Origin of the sequence: Streptomyces sp. NPDC004658 (genome assembly GCF_040609555.1) — a bacterium.
GTDB lineage: Bacteria > Actinomycetota > Actinomycetes > Streptomycetales > Streptomycetaceae > Streptomyces.
In genome coordinates, this window is sequence record NZ_JBEXKG010000171.1 from 1 (window position 1) to 15,317 (window position 15,317).

13 protein-coding genes are annotated in these 15,317 nt (G+C 74.1%); 7 read left to right on the forward strand and 6 right to left on the reverse strand.

Features of this window, described 5'->3' with window-relative positions; genetic code table 11:
- Together ABZV94_RS34900 and ABZV94_RS34905 are read left to right on the forward strand one after the other, a co-directional pair.
- A partial coding sequence (locus ABZV94_RS34900) for an LLM class flavin-dependent oxidoreductase (RefSeq protein ID WP_356347757.1) occupies nucleotides 1–587 on the forward strand: 587 nt, incomplete at its 5' end.
- 45 nt (nucleotides 588–632) lie between these two features.
- Entirely contained in the window at nucleotides 633–1,064 is a 432-nt protein-coding gene (locus ABZV94_RS34905) for a tetratricopeptide repeat protein (RefSeq protein ID WP_356347759.1), read from the forward strand.
- A 119-nt stretch (nucleotides 1,065–1,183) separates the two neighbouring features.
- Here the strand turns inward: ABZV94_RS34905 and ABZV94_RS34910 are convergent, their stop codons facing one another.
- Both ABZV94_RS34910 and ABZV94_RS34915 read right to left on the reverse strand, forming a co-directional pair.
- On the reverse strand, nucleotides 1,184–2,041 hold the full coding sequence (locus tag ABZV94_RS34910; RefSeq protein WP_356347761.1) for an HAD family hydrolase: 858 nt from the start codon (nucleotides 2,039–2,041) through the stop codon (nucleotides 1,184–1,186).
- Nucleotides 2,042–2,278: 237 nt separating this feature from the next.
- Nucleotides 2,279–3,664: an alkaline phosphatase PhoX gene (locus ABZV94_RS34915; RefSeq protein ID WP_356347763.1), complete on the reverse strand. Its 1,386-nt coding sequence runs from the start codon at nucleotides 3,662–3,664 to the stop codon at nucleotides 2,279–2,281.
- A 217-nt stretch (nucleotides 3,665–3,881) separates the two neighbouring features.
- Here ABZV94_RS34915 and ABZV94_RS34920 point away from each other — a divergent pair, with 217 nt between their 5' ends.
- The gene (locus tag ABZV94_RS34920) at nucleotides 3,882–6,173 is read left to right on the forward strand and encodes a tetratricopeptide repeat protein (protein ID WP_356347765.1); all 2,292 of its coding nucleotides are present in this window, start codon (nucleotides 3,882–3,884) and stop codon (nucleotides 6,171–6,173) included.
- A 24-nt stretch (nucleotides 6,174–6,197) separates the two neighbouring features.
- On the opposite strand, the gene ABZV94_RS34925 is transcribed toward ABZV94_RS34920, so the two are convergent.
- The 3 genes from ABZV94_RS34925 to ABZV94_RS34935 all read right to left on the reverse strand — a co-directional run bounded on the left by ABZV94_RS34925 (nucleotide 6,198) and on the right by ABZV94_RS34935 (nucleotide 9,551).
- Nucleotides 6,198–7,172: a helix-turn-helix domain-containing protein gene (locus ABZV94_RS34925; RefSeq protein ID WP_356347785.1), complete on the reverse strand. Its 975-nt coding sequence runs from the start codon at nucleotides 7,170–7,172 to the stop codon at nucleotides 6,198–6,200.
- A gap of 118 nt (nucleotides 7,173–7,290) precedes the next feature.
- Nucleotides 7,291–8,160 carry a LysR family transcriptional regulator gene (locus ABZV94_RS34930; protein ID WP_356347768.1) on the reverse strand — a complete coding sequence of 290 codons (870 nt, stop codon included), beginning with the start codon at nucleotides 8,158–8,160 and terminating at the stop codon, nucleotides 7,291–7,293.
- A gap of 140 nt (nucleotides 8,161–8,300) precedes the next feature.
- The gene (locus ABZV94_RS34935) at nucleotides 8,301–9,551 is read right to left on the reverse strand and encodes an MFS transporter (protein WP_356347770.1); all 1,251 of its coding nucleotides are present in this window, start codon (nucleotides 9,549–9,551) and stop codon (nucleotides 8,301–8,303) included.
- Between the two features lie 341 nt (nucleotides 9,552–9,892).
- On the opposite strand from ABZV94_RS34935, the gene ABZV94_RS34940 reads away from it, so the two are divergent.
- Both ABZV94_RS34940 and ABZV94_RS34945 read left to right on the forward strand, forming a co-directional pair.
- A complete protein-coding gene (locus ABZV94_RS34940; RefSeq protein WP_356347773.1) occupies nucleotides 9,893–10,948 on the forward strand; it encodes a helix-turn-helix domain-containing protein in 1,056 nt (351 codons plus the stop codon).
- A 202-nt stretch (nucleotides 10,949–11,150) separates the two neighbouring features.
- Nucleotides 11,151–12,128: an alpha/beta hydrolase gene (locus ABZV94_RS34945; RefSeq protein ID WP_356347775.1), complete on the forward strand. Its 978-nt coding sequence runs from the start codon at nucleotides 11,151–11,153 to the stop codon at nucleotides 12,126–12,128.
- 43 nt (nucleotides 12,129–12,171) lie between these two features.
- Here the strand turns inward: ABZV94_RS34945 and ABZV94_RS34950 are convergent, their stop codons facing one another.
- Complete coding sequence (locus tag ABZV94_RS34950; RefSeq protein ID WP_356347778.1) at nucleotides 12,172–13,152, reverse strand: AraC family transcriptional regulator; 981 nt, start codon at nucleotides 13,150–13,152, stop codon at nucleotides 12,172–12,174.
- A 307-nt stretch (nucleotides 13,153–13,459) separates the two neighbouring features.
- On the opposite strand from ABZV94_RS34950, the gene ABZV94_RS34955 reads away from it, so the two are divergent.
- Nucleotides 13,460–14,185 (forward strand): alpha/beta hydrolase family protein, encoded by a 726-nt coding sequence (locus ABZV94_RS34955; RefSeq protein WP_356347780.1) that lies wholly within the window; start codon nucleotides 13,460–13,462, stop codon nucleotides 14,183–14,185.
- 53 nt (nucleotides 14,186–14,238) lie between these two features.
- Nucleotides 14,239–15,090, forward strand: a complete 852-nt coding sequence (locus ABZV94_RS34960) for an alpha/beta hydrolase (RefSeq protein ID WP_356347783.1) — start codon at nucleotides 14,239–14,241, stop codon at nucleotides 15,088–15,090.
- Nucleotides 15,091–15,317 lie beyond the last annotated feature (227 nt).

Here is a 15,317-nt window from a genome sequence, read left to right on the forward strand (position 1 = left end):
CGTTCGTGTGGCACGGCTCGATCCGCTCGCCGGAGATAGCCGAGCAGGCCGCGTACTACGGCGACGGCTTCTTCCACAACAACATCTTCTGGCCCAAGGAGCACACCAGGAAGCTGATCGACCTGTACCGGCAGCGGTACGCGCACTACGGTCACGGCACCCCCGAGCAGGCCATCGTCGGGCTCGGCGGCCACGTCTACATGCGGCACACCTCCCAGGACGCCGTCCGGGAGTTCCGCCCGTTCTTCGACCACTCCCCGGTGATGGGAGGCGGGATGCCGATGGAGGAGTACATGGAGCAGACCCCGCTGACCGTCGGCACGCCCGAGCAGGTCGTCGAGAAGACGCTCACCTTCCGTGAGCACTTCGGCGACTACCAGCGCCAGCTGTTCATGGTGGACGGCGGTGGCATACCGCTGAAGACCGCGCTGGAGCAGATCGAGATGCTCGGTGCGGACGTCGTCCCGGTCCTGCGGAAGGAGTTCGGGGAGAACCGGCCGGCCGGCGTGCCCGACGCGCCCACCCACGCGTCCCTGCGCGCGGCCCGCGACGCCGGACGCGCGCGCACCACCGGACCGGCGGCCTGAGGCCCAGGCGCACGACAGCCCCACGGCAGAGGAGAACGAGGAACCATGACCGAAAACTTCACCGGGTACACCGCGGGCGACGGAGTGGCGCCCGACCGGTGGGCGAGCGCCCTGCACCTGTTCGACAACGGCGCCGGCGCGCCGCGCGAGGAGACCACGACCGAGCGCTGGGAGCGCGCGCAGCTGCTCTTCGAGGCCAAGGACTACACCGGGGCCGCGCGGCTGCTCGCCCTCGTCGTGGAGGAGGCTCCGGAACAGACCGGCCCCCGGCTGCTCCTGGCCCGTGCCTACTACCACTCCGCTCAGCTGCGGCGTGCCGAGGAACAGCTGCGCGCGATCATCGAGCGCGACCCGGTGGAGCACTACGCCCACCTCATGCTGGGTCGCACCCTGGAGCGCCAGGGGCGGCAGGACGAGGCCGAGCCCCTGCTGCGCATGGCCGCCGCGTGGTCGGGCGAGTTCCCGGACGCGGGGTGAGCGCGCGACCGGGGAGAGCCGTCCCGTGGGCTCCGCCCGGGGGGTCCAGGGCCCGGCCCTGGACCCCCCGGCGGCTTGACTGCCGGGCCCTGGGCGGGTCCTGACCGGCGGCCCGAGAGTCAGGCGGTCAGAGGCGATCGGCGGGTGAGCGCGTCGACGAACGCCTCCAGCACCTGAGCCACACCGTCCTCGTCGTTGGAGGGCGCACGGTGATCCGCGGCCGCCAGGACGTCCGGGTGGGCGTTGGCCATGGCGTAGGAGTGCCCCACCGCGCCGAGCATGGGCAGGTCGTTGGGCATGTCACCGAAGGCGGCGATCTCGTGGGCGCCGATACCGAGCCGGCCGCTCCAGCTGACGAGGGTCGTGGCCTTCGTGACGCCGGGCGCGCTGAACTCCACCAGCGACAGCCCGGTCGAGTGGGTGGTCTCGGCGTCCGGGCCGGCGGCACGGCGTGCCCGTTCGTAGAAGGCGTCGAGCGGGAGCGCCGGATGGTGGGCCAGGATCTTCAGCGGGGGTCTGCCGGAGGCGAGGGCGAGGACCTCCTCGGCGGCGCCGATCAGTTCGACGGCCTGGTCGCCGAACGACCAGGCGGGGTACGTCGGTTCGTGACCGAAGGCGCCGTCGAACTCGACCGCGAACGAGACGCCCGGGACCGCGGCGCGCACGTGTTCCACGAGCCGGGAGGCCTCGGGTGCGGTGAGGGGGAAGGCATGGGCGACGGTGCCGTCCGGTGAGTGGACCGCGGCGCCGTTGGCCGCGATGACGGCATGGGGTCCGACGCGTTCCAGCAGGTCCGGCACGCTCCGTGGCGGACGGCCCGTGACGAGGACGACGCGTATCCCGGCCCCCTCGGCCGACGCGAGCGCCGTCCGTGTGCGCGGTGACAGCGTGCCGTCGCTTCGGAAGAGTGTGCCGTCCAGGTCCGTCGCCACGAGCTTCGGCGGCGTGACGGGCGGTGGGGCGGGTGTGGCTGCCATGGGTGCCGGTTCCTCCTGCGATCTCCTCCGACCGAACGTCGACCAGATCCGCCCTGTTCCCCGTGGGGGAGACGGTGCGCCGGCTGACGCCGCGGAAGCAGCACGCGGCTACGGGCACGTGAGCCGGTCGACCCCGGAGACACGGCGGCCGTGGGGCGGGCCTCCGGACAGGCCCGCCCCACGGCACGTCGGAGCCCGGCGTCAACGTCGGAGCCCGGCGTCAACGAGCACGGGCGGCTAGCCCCGCCATGGACCGGTGACCGCGAACGTGGTGCCGGGCGTGTAGCAGTTGACGTACATCGTCTCGCCGTCGGCGGAGAAGGTGACCCCCGCGAACTCGCCCCACTCCGGCTCCTGTGCCGTACCCGCCGCGGTGGCGGGCGTGATGGCCTGACGGCCCCGGGCCATCGGGTACACCTCGCCCTTGCGGGTCACGCCGAAGACGTGCTGGGCGCCGTTGCCGTCCTCGCACACCATCAGGCCGCCGTCGGGGGCGAGGCAGATGTTGTCCGGGGACTCGCCGGGCAGCTGCACATCGGTGTCCGGGCCGAACACCACGACGAGGGTCAGCCGGCGGCGGCTCGGGTCGTAGCGCCAGATCTGGCCGTAGTGGTCCGCCGCGGAGCCGTCCGCGCTGCGGGCGAAGGACGAGACGAAGTACACACAGCTGCCGCCCCAGTAGCAGCCCTCCAGCTTCTGCGCGTGGGTGATGCCGCGGGGGCCGTAGTCCTGCAACCGGGTGGGGGTGGAGACGGCCAGCGGGTCGGGTACGTCCACCCACTCGATGCCGTCGAAGCGCGTTCCCGGCTCGTGGACCGGGGAGAGATCCGGCACGCCGGGCACCCGCATCGCCTGGAGCCGGCCGCCCGCGCGCAGGGAACCGACCCCGCCGAGCGGCTTCTCCGGCAGGAAGCGGTAGAAGAGTCCGAACGGCTTGAGGAACGCGTCCTCGGTCTCGTAGACGATCCCGGACCGCGGGTCGATCGCGACCGCCTCGTGCTGGAAGCGGCCCATCGCGGTCAGCGGGACCGCGCCGGTGCGGTGCGGGTCGGTGGGGTGGACCTCGAAGACGAAGCCGTGGTCCTTCGTGTAGCCGTTGGTGCCCGCCTTGTCCTCGGTCTCCTCACAGGTCAGCCAGGTGCCCCAAGGGGTGCGACCGCCCGCGCAGTTGACGGCCGTACCGGCGATGGCGACCCGCTCGGACAGCACGCGCTGGCGCGCGTCGAGGGTGAGCGCCGTACAGCCGCCCTTGCCGGCCGGGTCGTAGGTGAGGCCGCTGACGGTTGGGACCGGGATCGGCGCGGTGACGCGGTTCTCGTGGTTGCGGACGAGGTGGGTGCGGCCCTCCCGGCCGGCGAAGGCGGCCATGCCGTCGTGGTTCGAGGGGACCCTGCCCTCGCCGGACCGGAGCTGGTCGCCCTCGCGGGAGAGCACGGTGTAGCGGAAACCTTTCGGCAGGTCGAGGAGGCCGTGGGGATCGGACACGAGCGGGCCGTAGCCGGTGTGGCCCAGGTTCTGCGCGGCGGCGGTGCCCGCGAAGAGCTCGGACAGGGCCCCGGTGAAGGCGATGCCCGCTCCCAGGGCGCTCGCTCGGCCCAGGACCTGACGGCGTGTTGCAGACATGCGGCAGACCTTCCTGTTGGCGGACAGGAACTGTGATCCCGCTGTGTCTATCACCTGCCGCGGGCCGCGGGAACCAGGCGTGTACGCCGTGTCACGTGTCGTGACGTACACCGGGCGGCCCCGGCCGGCTCTTCCTGATCGGCGACGTGGTCGGGCACGCCGACGGCCGAGGGGACGGTATTACAATATTCAAGCGTAGTCGGGGGAAAGGGCGGAAATGTCCGCAGAGGAGGTCGCATTCGGGTCGTTGCTGCGCTCGATGCGACGGGCGAAGTCGCTGACCATCGAGGCCCTCGCGGAGGCCTCCGGGGTCAGCGAGCGGGGCATCGGCGATCTGGAGCGCGGACGGCGGGCCGCACCGCAGCGCCGGACGGTGGCCGCGCTCGCGGACGGCCTCGCCCTGGACGACACCGACCGGGAACGGCTGCTCGCCGCCGCCCGCGCCGGACGCACCCCCGGATACAGCCCCGTCGGCGTGCGCTCCTTCCCGCGCGGCATCGACGACTTCGTCGGCCGCGCGGACGAGCTGGCCGGCCTGGAGGCACTGGCCGAACGAGCCCGCGCGGAGGGCGCCCCCGGCAACGGCGGCGGTGTCCCGGACCAGCAGCCCGCCGTGGTCGTCATCCACGGACCGCCCGGCACCGGAAAGACCACCCTCGCGCTGCGCGCCGCCCGCCGGCTCGCGGACCGCTTCCCGGACGGCCAGCTCATGGTCGACCTCAGGGGGACCGACGGCAGCACACCCGCCCCCTCCGAGCTGATGGTGCGGGTGCTCAAGGCCTTCGGCGTGCCCGACCGCGACCTGGCCAAGACGGGACCGCAGACCCATCCCGCCCTCTACCGGCAGGTCCTCGCCGACCGCCGCTGCCTGCTGGTGCTCGACGACGCCCGCGACGAGGCGCAGGTACGCCCGCTGCTGCCGGGCTCGGGCGGCACGCTCGTCCTGGTGACCAGCCGCCGCCTGCTCACCGGACTGGACGACGTGCACCGGCTGCCCCTCGGCCGGCTCGAACCCGAGGAGTCGGCCGCCTTCCTGACCTCCCTCGTCGGCGAGGCGCGTGCATCGGCCGAACCCGAGGCCCTCGCGGAGGTCGCCCGGCTCTGCGAGCACCTGCCGCTGGCCCTCAGGATCGCCGGCAACTGGCTGGCGACACGGACGGGGTGGACCGTGCGCCGGCTCGCGGACCGGCTGGCGAGCGAGGAACGGCGGCTGGACGCGCTCTCCGCGGGCGACGTACGCGTCACGACCGCCTTCGACCTGTCCTACCGGCAGCTCACGCCCGCGGCCGCCCGCCTGTTCCGGCGCCTGTCCCTGGTCCCCGGCCCGGACGTCGGCGCCGCCTGCGCCGCCCGGCTCACCGGCCAGGACGTCCACGACACCGAGGACACCCTGGAGGAACTGGTCGAGGCCGGCCTGCTCGGCAGCGCCGAGGACCGCTACCGGCTCCACGACCTGCTGTGCCTGTACGGCCGCTGCCGCCTCACCGCGGAGGACAGCGAGGCCGACATCGAACGGGCCCGGCGGTCGATGTTCCGCTGGCTGCTGGAGACCGCCGTCGTGGCCGGCCGGTGGTACGAGCCCGGCCACGGAGCCCCGCCCCCCTCCTGGTGCGGCACGGTGGACCTCTCCAGCGCCGACAAGGCCCGCGAGTGGCTCCAGGCCGAGTCCGTCAACTGGCTGGCGGCCCTGCACGCCGCCGCGGCCGACGGCGACCACGCCACCGTCGTCGAGGTGGCCGAGTCCCTGCACTGGTTCTCCGACCAGTGGATGTTCTGGGGCCACTGGCCCGAGGTCTTCGGCACCGCCGCCCGCTCCGCCGAGGCGCTCGGCGACCCTCTGCTCGAAGCGACTCATCTCAACTACTACGCATGGTCCCTGATGATCTGCGAGGGCATGCCCCGGGACAGCCTTCCGTACTCCGCCCGCGCGCTCGACGCCGCCCGGCGGGCCGGCGACGCCAGGCAGCAGGCGTGGGCCCACGCGTACGCCGCCTGGGCCCACCACGTGCTGCACGAGGAGGGTCCGGCCGCCGGGCACAGCACCCGCGCCGTCGCGCTGTTCGAGGCCGCCGGCGACCTGCACGGCATGCTCCAGGCCCTGATCTCACGCGCCCTGGGGCTGAGGGCCACCGGGCGGAACGAGGAGGCGGTCGAGGTCTACCGGCAGGTGCTGACCCGACTGGACCAGGCCGGTGACCGCGTCGAACCGCACATCGCCGCCTTCACACGGGCCAACGCGCTCGCGGGCCTCGGGGGTTCCTACGCTCGCATGGGCCGCTGGCAGGAGGCGGTGGAGTACCTGCGGAGCTCGGTCGAGCTGTCCCGGACGGACGGCAACATCGCCCTGGAGAGCCGCTACCTCCTCTCGCTCGGTGACGTACTCCTCGAAGCCGGCCGTCCCGCCGAGGCCCGGGAGGCGTTCACGCGGTGCGTCGCCCTCGGCAGCGAGGCGGACCCGCGACGGGTCGCCAAGGCCCGTTCCCGGCTCGCCCGCCTGGACGGCGACTGACACCACCGGTCCGCGGCGTGGGCGTCAGGTGAGGAGCGGACCCGCCGGCTGCTCGCCCTCGTCCCCCCTCAGGTGCAGCGTGCGCCACTCCCGGGGGGAGAGCCCGTACGCGGCGCGGAACGCCCGGCTGAAGTGGGCGGGGTTGACGAACCCCCAGCGCCGGGCCACCGCCGAGACGGTCGGCGTCACCCGCGCGCGACGGGCGAGTTCACGCCCGCACGCCTCCAGCCGCCGCTGCTGGATGAGACGGCTGACGGTGATGCCCTCGCCCTCGAAGAGCCGGTGCAGATAGCGCACGGAGATGTGGTGGGCCCGGGCGATGGACTCCGGCGAGAGGGAGGGGTCGCCGAGCTCGCGGTCGATGTGGGCGCGGATGCTCACCACGAGATGGTCCCGGCCGTCGTCCGGGTCCCGCCGGGCCTGATCGGTGATCAGGGTGGCGAACAGGTCGACGACGTGGCCGGCCAGCCGGTGTCCGACGGCCGCCGGGTAGGAGGGGGCCGCGTCCGCCAGCGTGACGAGGAAGGGCCGCAGGACCGAGCCCAGGCCGTGTGCCGTGTCGATGGCGGTACCCGTGACCCGCCTGATGTCACCGTCCGCGACGCCCAGCACATGGCGCGGCAGCTGGAAGACATGGGTGGCGAACCGCTCCGGATAGGTGAACGAGAACGGCCGCGTGGTGTCGTAGAGCACCAGGTCGCCCCTGCTCATCTCGGCCCGCCGGCCGTCCTGGATGAAGGTGGCCGTTCCCGACACCTGGAGACCGACCGCCACGAGAGCCTCCGGTGACCGCCCGATCAGGGCCGGCGTACGGCTGACCCGCCCGGCGTCGGCCTCCATGCGTGACACCCGCAGGTACCCCAGGGAGTCGGTGGCGATCCTGCCGTCGAACCGCCGGCCGTCGCGGGGGGCCACGACGACCGGGACCAGTGCCCTGCTCACCGCCTCGCCCCAGTAGGCGGCCTTCTCCTGATCCGGCACCGTGTCGGTCGTCAGCACCAGGCTCAACTGGCTCTCCCTTGGCATACGTGGCACCGGGGCGCCGCACTGGTTCTGTCCCCCCGCAAGCCAAGCAGCGGGCACCGCGGACCACCAGGAAGAACGCAGGCAGAAATGGTCAGGCGAAGTGCCTCCACAGCGCGGCGACCGCGGGTGACGCCTCACCCGGGGGGCGCACCAGCATGATCTTCCAGTGGGGCGCGTGGTGCCGGAAACCGTACCGGGCCAGGTCGGGGAAGCGGTCCGCGATCGACCCGGGCAGGATGCAGACCCCCAGGTCGTTGCGGACCAGCTCGGCCGCCGCCACGATGTCGTTCACCTCGAAGGTCGTGGTGCGCTCGACGCCGGCGGCCCGGAAGGCCCGGTCCACCGAGTGGCGGATCGCCCAGCCCGGGCTGAAGTCCACCAGCGGCAGCCGGGCGGCGTCGGCCGGTTCCACCTCGCCCTGGGACGCCGTGGCCCCCACGACCCGGCGCGGCGACGCGACCAGCACCATCTTCTCCTCGGAGAGCAGCCGGGTGGTCAGCCCGCGCTGCTGCTGGCGGTCCAGCGCCACCACGGCCAGGTCCACCGTGCCCTCGCGCAGTGCCTGACGGATGTCGGCGACCGCCGCCTGCCGCAGCTGCACGCCGAGGCCCGGGTGCTCCGCCCGCAGCGCGGCCAGGGCGTGGTGGAGGCCGGCCCACACCCCCTGCATCGTGCCCACCGTGATCCGGCCGCGCAGCTGCCCCCGTACCGCGTCGACCGCCTCCCGGGCGGCTTCCGCGGCCCGCAGGGCGGCGCGCGCCGCCGGCACGAACGCCTCGCCCGCCGGCGTCAGCGCGACACGGTGCGTGGTGCGGTCGAACAGGGGCGTGCCCAGCTCGCGTTCGAGCGCGCGGACCGTGCCCGACACCGCCGACTGGACCACGTGCAGCCGTCGTGCCGCCGCCGTGAAGCCGCCCGCGTCGGCCACCGCGACGACGACCTCCATCTGCCGCAGATCCATCGTGTGCTCCTTCGGGCGGGTCCGGGTCGTGCGGGGCTGGTCGCCGGGGGCGGGGCCCGTGCCGCATCGTAGGGGGGTGGCCGGGGTGGGACGGTCCGTCGGGCGCGTGGTGAGCGGTGTGCCGTGCGGCCCCGGTGCGGTCAGTCGAGGGTTTCCGCGGCCGGGGTGCGCCGCGTCGCCCGGGGCCGTTCGAAGGCCCAGTAGACCAGCGCGGCCAGCGGGAGCGCGGCGCCCAGGACGGTCAGGGCGGTCCAGCCTCCGGCGTGGTAGACCGTCGACCCGAGCTGGGAGCCGGCCGCGCCGCCGACGAAGAACATGGCGATGAAGGCGCTGTTCAGACGGGCCCGGGCGCCCGGGTCGAGCGCGTAGATGGTGTGCTGCCCGAGGATGAGCGTCGCCTGCACGGCCATGTCGATCAGGATCGCGGCCAGGGCTGTCAGCACGATGCTGTGTCCGCCCAGCCCCGCGAGCAGGAAGGCCAGGACCGCGACCACGAACGCGGCACCGGTCATGGGACGCGTGAGCCCCCGGTCGGCCCAGTGGCCGGCGAACGGGGCCACCGCCGCGCCCGCCGCGCCCACGAGGGCGAATATGCCGACGCCGACCGGCGAGTAGTGGAAGCGGGGACCGGTCAGGACGAAGGAGACCGTGGTCCAGAACGCGCTGAACGCACCGAACATCGCCGCCTGGTACAGCCCGCGGCGCAGCAGCGCGGGATGCGTGCGCACCAGTCGGACCGTGGAACGCAGCACGTGGTGGTACGGGACCGAGGTGGTGGGCGCGTGGTCGGGGAGAGCGGCGCGCAGCGCCACCGCGAGGACGGCCATCAGGGCGGCGGAGCCGAGGAAGACCACCCGCCAGCCGGCCACGTCGGAGACCAGGCTGCTGAGGGTCCGGGAGAGCAGGATGCCGGTGAGGAGACCGCTCATGACCCGGCCGACGACCCGGCCCCTGGCATGGTCCGGGGCGAGGCTCGCGGCGAAGGGCACCAGGATCTGGGCCACCACCGACGTGGCACCGCTGATCAGCGCGGCGATCAGCAGCACGGGGAAGTCCGGGGCCAGTCCCGCCACCACGAGAGCGGCCGTGGTGACGATCAGCAGGACGGAGATCAGATTGCGCTTCTCCAGCCGGTCGCCGAGCGGCACCAGGAAGACCATGCCGAGGACGTAGCCGATCTGGGTCAGCGTGATCAGGGTGCCGGCGGTGGCCGTGCCGATCCCGAACGCGTCGCTCAACGACGCCAGCAGCGGCTGCGCGTAGTAGAGGTTGGCGACGGTCATCCCGGACGCGACGGCCAGCAGCGCGACCAGGCCGCCGGGCACGCCGTGCGCCGCCTGTGCGGAGCCGGTCCTGCCGCGGAGACCACGTGAAGTGGGTGGTGTGGACATGTGCACCTTCTTTCGTCATCCAGCACAACGGCCCGGCCGCCGACCGGCTTCCTCACCCGGCGCGATCGTTCGGGATGTCAGTCATCTCGTACGGAGATGACCCGGGAAAGGGCCGGGGAGGACCGGGGCCCTGGCCCCGGGGCGCGGGCGGCGGGCGCGCCTGATGCGCGGCGCATGTGGCGATGCCCCACCGTGCACGGTTCGTGCCCCTGTCCGCACGGAACGCCGGACGGCCTCCTCGGCGCTGCCGAGCCGCCCCAGGCTGACGTGCGTGGGCTCCTCGCCGGACGTCCGCACCGGACCGTTCCGGTCCCGGACCACCGCTTCGACCAGGGGACCCCATGAACGCGACGCCCCCGCCCACCGGAACCGACAGCACCACCGACCGCCCCCCGTACCTGACCCTGGCGAGCGCCCCGGCCCCCGCGCCGATGTGCGCCTTCCTGCCCGCCCACGTCCGCGCCGCCGCCCGCTTCACCGCACCGGCACGGGTCCGCACGCTCGGCGTCCTCCAGGTCAGCACCTACCGGGGAGCCGCACGCTCCTTCGTCCGCTCCGCCGACGACACCGCCGAGCCCCATCTGACGCTGGGCGTCCACTCCTTCGGCAGGGCGACCCTGGTCCGGGGAGAGGGCACCGCGCCCTGCCGTCCCGACGACATCTTCGTCTGCGACTCCGCCGTGCCCTTCCTGCTGCACGAGCCGGTGGACTTCGAACTGCACCTCGTCCGGATCCCGCGGCACGCCCTCACGCTGTCCGACCGCCAGGTGCGGGCGCTCACTGCCCGCCCGCCCTTCTCCGACGGGCCCGTGGCCCCTCTGCTCGGCCCCCTGCTGCGGACGTTCCTCGACACCCTGCCCGCCTACCCGCCGGCGACGGCCCTCCGTCTGGCGACGACGGTCACCGGGTTCGTCGGCTCGCTGGCGGCGGAGGGGGCGGAGGGGGCGGAGACGACGGAGCGCACGGAGGAGACCGTGGACGACGGCGAGGCGCGGGGCCCGGCGGGCGCCGGACCCGCGTCCGCGGCGCGACGGGAGCACCAGGAACTCCTGCGGCGCGTGCGCGCCCACGTCGACGCGCGGCTGTGGGACCGCACCCTGACCCCCGCCACGATCGCCGCGGCCCACCACATCTCGGTGCGCCACCTGCACAAACTCTTCGAGGGCGGGGGCAGCACGATCGGCCGGTGGATCCAGCACCGCCGCCTGGAGGAGGCACGGCGCGAGCTGGCCCGGCCCGAGGCGCGGCACCTCGCGGTGGCGGCGGTGGCCAAACGGTGGGGCTTCGCCAACGCGACACACTTCAGCAGGAGTTTCCGCGCGGCCTTCGGCATCTCACCCCGCGAGTGGCGCGACCGCACCCGGCTGTCCGAGGACACCGCGGGCGGGGACGGCTGAGGCCGAAACTGTGCACGCAGCGGCAAGTATCCGTGGCACGGTGCAGCCCGCATCCCGGTCGCCGCGCCCTAGGCTGGATAGCCGTGTCGGGTGGAGCCGCCTCCGGCGCCGCACGCCTGCCTGCCCGGCCGCGGGGGAGGGGCCGGCACCCTATCCGACGGCCCGGTCCTTCGAACGGCCGGGCCCCCGCGCAGGAGTTCTCTTGCAAGACGACGTTCCCGGCCCCCGGGCCGTGCCTGTCCTGGAGCGGCTGGCACGCGCCTTCGTCGAGACGTACGCACTGCCCGCGTCCTCGGACCCGGACGCGGCCGGCGCCAAGGCCCGGATGGCGTCCCTGTGGACCGGTGACGGCGGTGCCGAGCCGGACGTCGAGGAGGAGTGGCTGGCCCTGCCGGGCAGCGACGGCCACCGCGTCCGGGTGCGCATCCTCCGCCCCGCCGGAAGCGACGAGGCGCTGCCGGTCGTGCTCTACCTGCACGGACTGGGCTGGATGCTGACCGACGCCTACGCGCACCGGGACCTGGTGACGGACCTCGTCCTCGGCGCGGACGCCGCCGTGGTCATCCCGGAGTACGACGCGCCGGACGACGTCCGCTATCCGGGCGCCGTCGAGCGGGCGTACACCGTGGCCCGGTGGATCGCCCGGCACGGCTCGGGATGCCGGCTGGACGGGAGCAGGATGGCCGTCGTCGGTGCCAGCGCGGGCGCCCAGCACGCCGCCTCGCTCGCCCTTCTGGCGCGGCGGCGCGGCGGCCCGGCCCTCCGGCACCAGGTGCTGCTCTGCCCGGTCACCGACGCCGCGATGGACACCCCCTCCTACGACCAGTTCGCCGACGGCTACTTCCTGAGCCGCGCGGCGATGCGGGACTACTGGGAGCAGTACGCACCGGACCCGCGGATCCGGACGCACGACACCGTCTCCCCGCTGCGCGCCCCCACCCGGTCGCTGCGGGGCCTGCCGCCGACGCTCGTCGTCACCGCGGAGGCGGACGTGCTCCGCGACGAGGGCGAGGCCTACGCGTCCCGTCTGAGGGAGGCGGACGTCCCCGTCGTGTCGCTGCGCTACCACGGGACGATTCACGGCTTCGTGCTCTTCGACCGCCTCCGCTGCACGGACGCGTCCCGCGCGGCCCGCATCCAGGTGACGGACACCCTGCACACCGCGCTGCACGCCGCCTGACCCGTCAGCCGAGGGGCCCGCCGATGCGCCTGGCGCGTCGGGATCACCCGGCCGCGCCCGTCGCCTCCTCGCGCTGGAGCCGCCGCCACTCGCTCGGCGCCACCCCGTACGCCGCCTGGAAGCGCCGGCTGAAATGGCTGGGGCTGCCGAACCCGCAGCGGGCGGCGATCGCCGCCACGGTGAGACGGTCGTACCGGGCGGAGGCCAGCATCTCGCGTGCCCTGCCGAGGCGTTCGGCGATGAGCCACTGCTCCAGGCTGAGCCCGGCCTCGCCGAGCAGCACGTACAGCCGGCGTACGGAGATGGCGTGCTCCGCCGCGATCCGCTCCGGGGTCAGACCGCGATCCGCGAGGTGGCGCCGCGCGTAGGCCAGGATCCGGGTGAGCAGGGTGTCGTCCATGGCGGACCGGGCCGCGGCGGACTCCTCGGCGTGCGCGGCCGACACGAGCAGCGCGCGGACCAGTTGGGTGGTCGCGGACGCCACGTGCCGCGCGCCGGGGTCGGCTTCCAGGCCGCCCGGGTCGCGCCACACCCCGCGCAGATGGGTGAGGACCAGGTCGTACAGCGGGCTGGCGCGCAGCCGCTCCGCCGCCCGCACGACCACGTCCACCGGCAGGCCGAGCCGGCGCGTGTCGAACATCATGGACTGGGACGCACCGTCGCCGGACCAGCCGTACACGCGAGGCGACAACTCGTGGAAGACGCAGATGTCGTCCGGGCCCAACAGCCGCCGCCGGCCGGCGACTTCGGCCCGGTGCACGCCCTCGGGCTGGAGCGAGACGGAGACGATCGGGTTGCTCCGGTGGTGCCGGACGTGCCGTTCCGTGCGCCGCACCTCGAAGCCGGAGTTGCGGGTGGCGAACAGATGCAGATCGCCCACCCGCCACATCTGCATCCGGGCGTGGATGCCGGACCCGGGCTCCTCGTGGACCACGTCGTTGGGCACCGACGAGTCCGTCAACGCGTGGTGGAACGCGTCCACCCGGTCACGTGGTGCCACGGTGGCGAGATCGAGCAGCAGCACACAACCCCCCGGATCGACTGTCTGGATGCCGCGCTCCGACGATACGACGCGCCCGGCGGGACCGGCGGCCGGTGAGCGCGCACAGGCCACAGATGGTGCACACACAGTCAATCCGCCCTTCCACGCCCGCCCTAGGGTCTGGGACGTACCGGCGGTTTCGCCCACGGCGTGGTGGCGCGCTCCGCACGTGAACCGGACCACCGGCCGGTCCGGACGTCTCGCGGCCCCGGCACCCACCCACGGGCCACCCGGCCGCCCGGCAGCCGGGCGCGGTCCCAGCACCCACCTCAGCGACCAGGAGTTCCCCATGTCCCGTACCGACCGACCGACGGTCGTCCTCGTCCACGGAGCCTTCGCCGACGCCTCCAGCTACGCGGAGGTCATCCCCCGGCTGATCGCCCGCGGCTTCGACGTCGTCGCCCCGGCCGTGCCCAACCGCAGCCTCGTCGGGGACGCCGCCTACGTCGCCGGGATCGTCCGTCAGATCCCCGGCCCCGTCGTCCTGGTGGGCCACTCCTACGGCGGCGCCGTCATCACGGTCGCCGGGACCGAGGACAACGTCAGCGCGCTGGTCTACCTGGCCGGTTACGCCCTGGAGGAGGGGGAGAGCCTCGGCGAGCTCCAGGGCCGCTTCCCCGACTCCGACCTCGCCGACGCCCTCGTCTACACCCCGTTCCCGGCCGAGGGCTCGGACCAGCCCGGAACCGACGTGTCGGTCCGGCCGGACCGGTTCCCGGCCATCTTCGCCGCCGACGTCGACCCCCGCCTCGCCTCCGTCCTCGCCGTGTCCCAGCGTCCGCTGGCCGCGCTGGCCTTCAGCGAGGCGGCCCCGGCCGCGGCCTGGAAGACCAAGCCGTCCTGGGGCCTGGTCGCCTCCGCCGACCACACCATCAACCCCGACGTCGAGCGGTACGGCTACCGGCGGGCCGGCATGACCACCGTCGAAGTGGACTCCTCCCACCTGGTCATGCTCGCCCACCCCGAGCGCGTCGTGCGCCTCATCGAGGACGCCGTCCGGGCCACCTCCCGCTGACCCCGGCCGTCGCCCCGCGGCATCCACCCTCCATCCCTGACAGAGAGCGAACGATGAACCCACCGATCTCGCGCCGTACCGTGACCACCTCCCTCCTGGCCGGCGCCGCCGCCCTGGGCACCGCCGGAGTCGCGCACGCCGCGCCGGGAGCCGCCGGCCGACCGGCCACCGGCCACGGCCGTCCGGCCGACCCCACCATCGTCCTGATCCACGGAGCGTTCGCCGACGGCTCCAGCTGGCGCGCCGTCGTCCAGCGCCTGCTGCGGCAGGGCCACCGCGTGCTGGTGCCCGCCCTGCCGCTGCGCGGACTGGCGAGCGACGCCGCCTACATCCGCAGTGTCCTGGAGAGCGTGAGCGGACCGATCGTCCTGGTCGGGCACTCCTACGGCGGCGCCGTCATCAGCCAGGCCGCGGCCGGCCTCCCGCGTGTGAAGGCGCTGGTCTACATCGCCGCCTTCGTCCCCGAGATCGGCGAGAGCGCGCTCCAGCTCACCGGCAAGTTCCCCGGCAGCACCCTGGGGCAGGCGACCGTCACCCAGCACTACCCGCTGCCCGGCGGCGGCGAGGGCGAGGAACTGGTCATCAGGAAGGACCTGTTCCGCAACCAGTTCGCCGCCGGCGTTCCCGTCCCGACCGCCCAGGTCATGGCCGCGGGCCAGCGTCCGATCACCCTGGCCGCGCTCCAGGAACCGGCCACCGCCGCCGCGTGGAAGAAGATCCCCAGCTGGTACCTCGTGGCCACCGAGGACCGCAACATCCCGCCGGCCGCGGAACACTGGATGGCCGAGCGCGCCGGCGCCCACACCGTCGCCGTCCGGGCCCCGCACGCGGTGTCCGTGAGCGATCCCGGACCCGTCACCGACCTGATCCTGCGTGCGGTCCGGTCCGTCCGTTCCGGCCACTGACCCGACCCGCCGCCCGTTCCCGCGCCGGCCCCGGGCCGGCGCGCTCACCCGCCACGGCGCCCGTGAGCGCCGAGGAAGAAACACCATGCCGCACCGTCACCTCCTGCCCGCCGTGCTCGCCTGCTGCGCCGTACTGACCGCGTGCACCGGCCAGGGCGCGGACGGCACCCCCGGGAGCGCCCCGCCCGCGCCCACCGCCACCCGCACGCCGCCGGCGACCCCCTCGG

Coding starts and splice junctions, on each gene's coding strand:
- ABZV94_RS34920 (WP_356347765.1), top strand. CDS start 3,882: ATGTCCGCAGAGGAGGTCGCATTCGGGTCGTTGCTGCGCTCGATGCGA.
- ABZV94_RS34960 (WP_356347783.1), top strand. CDS start 14,239: ATGAACCCACCGATCTCGCGCCGTACCGTGACCACCTCCCTCCTGGCC.
- ABZV94_RS34910 (WP_356347761.1), bottom strand. CDS start 2,041: ATGGCAGCCACACCCGCCCCACCGCCCGTCACGCCGCCGAAGCTCGTG.
- ABZV94_RS34935 (WP_356347770.1), bottom strand. CDS start 9,551: ATGTCCACACCACCCACTTCACGTGGTCTCCGCGGCAGGACCGGCTCC.
- ABZV94_RS34940 (WP_356347773.1), top strand. CDS start 9,893: ATGAACGCGACGCCCCCGCCCACCGGAACCGACAGCACCACCGACCGC.
- ABZV94_RS34930 (WP_356347768.1), bottom strand. CDS start 8,160: ATGGATCTGCGGCAGATGGAGGTCGTCGTCGCGGTGGCCGACGCGGGC.
- ABZV94_RS34905 (WP_356347759.1), top strand. CDS start 633: ATGACCGAAAACTTCACCGGGTACACCGCGGGCGACGGAGTGGCGCCC.
- ABZV94_RS34915 (WP_356347763.1), bottom strand. CDS start 3,664: ATGTCTGCAACACGCCGTCAGGTCCTGGGCCGAGCGAGCGCCCTGGGA.
- ABZV94_RS34955 (WP_356347780.1), top strand. CDS start 13,460: ATGTCCCGTACCGACCGACCGACGGTCGTCCTCGTCCACGGAGCCTTC.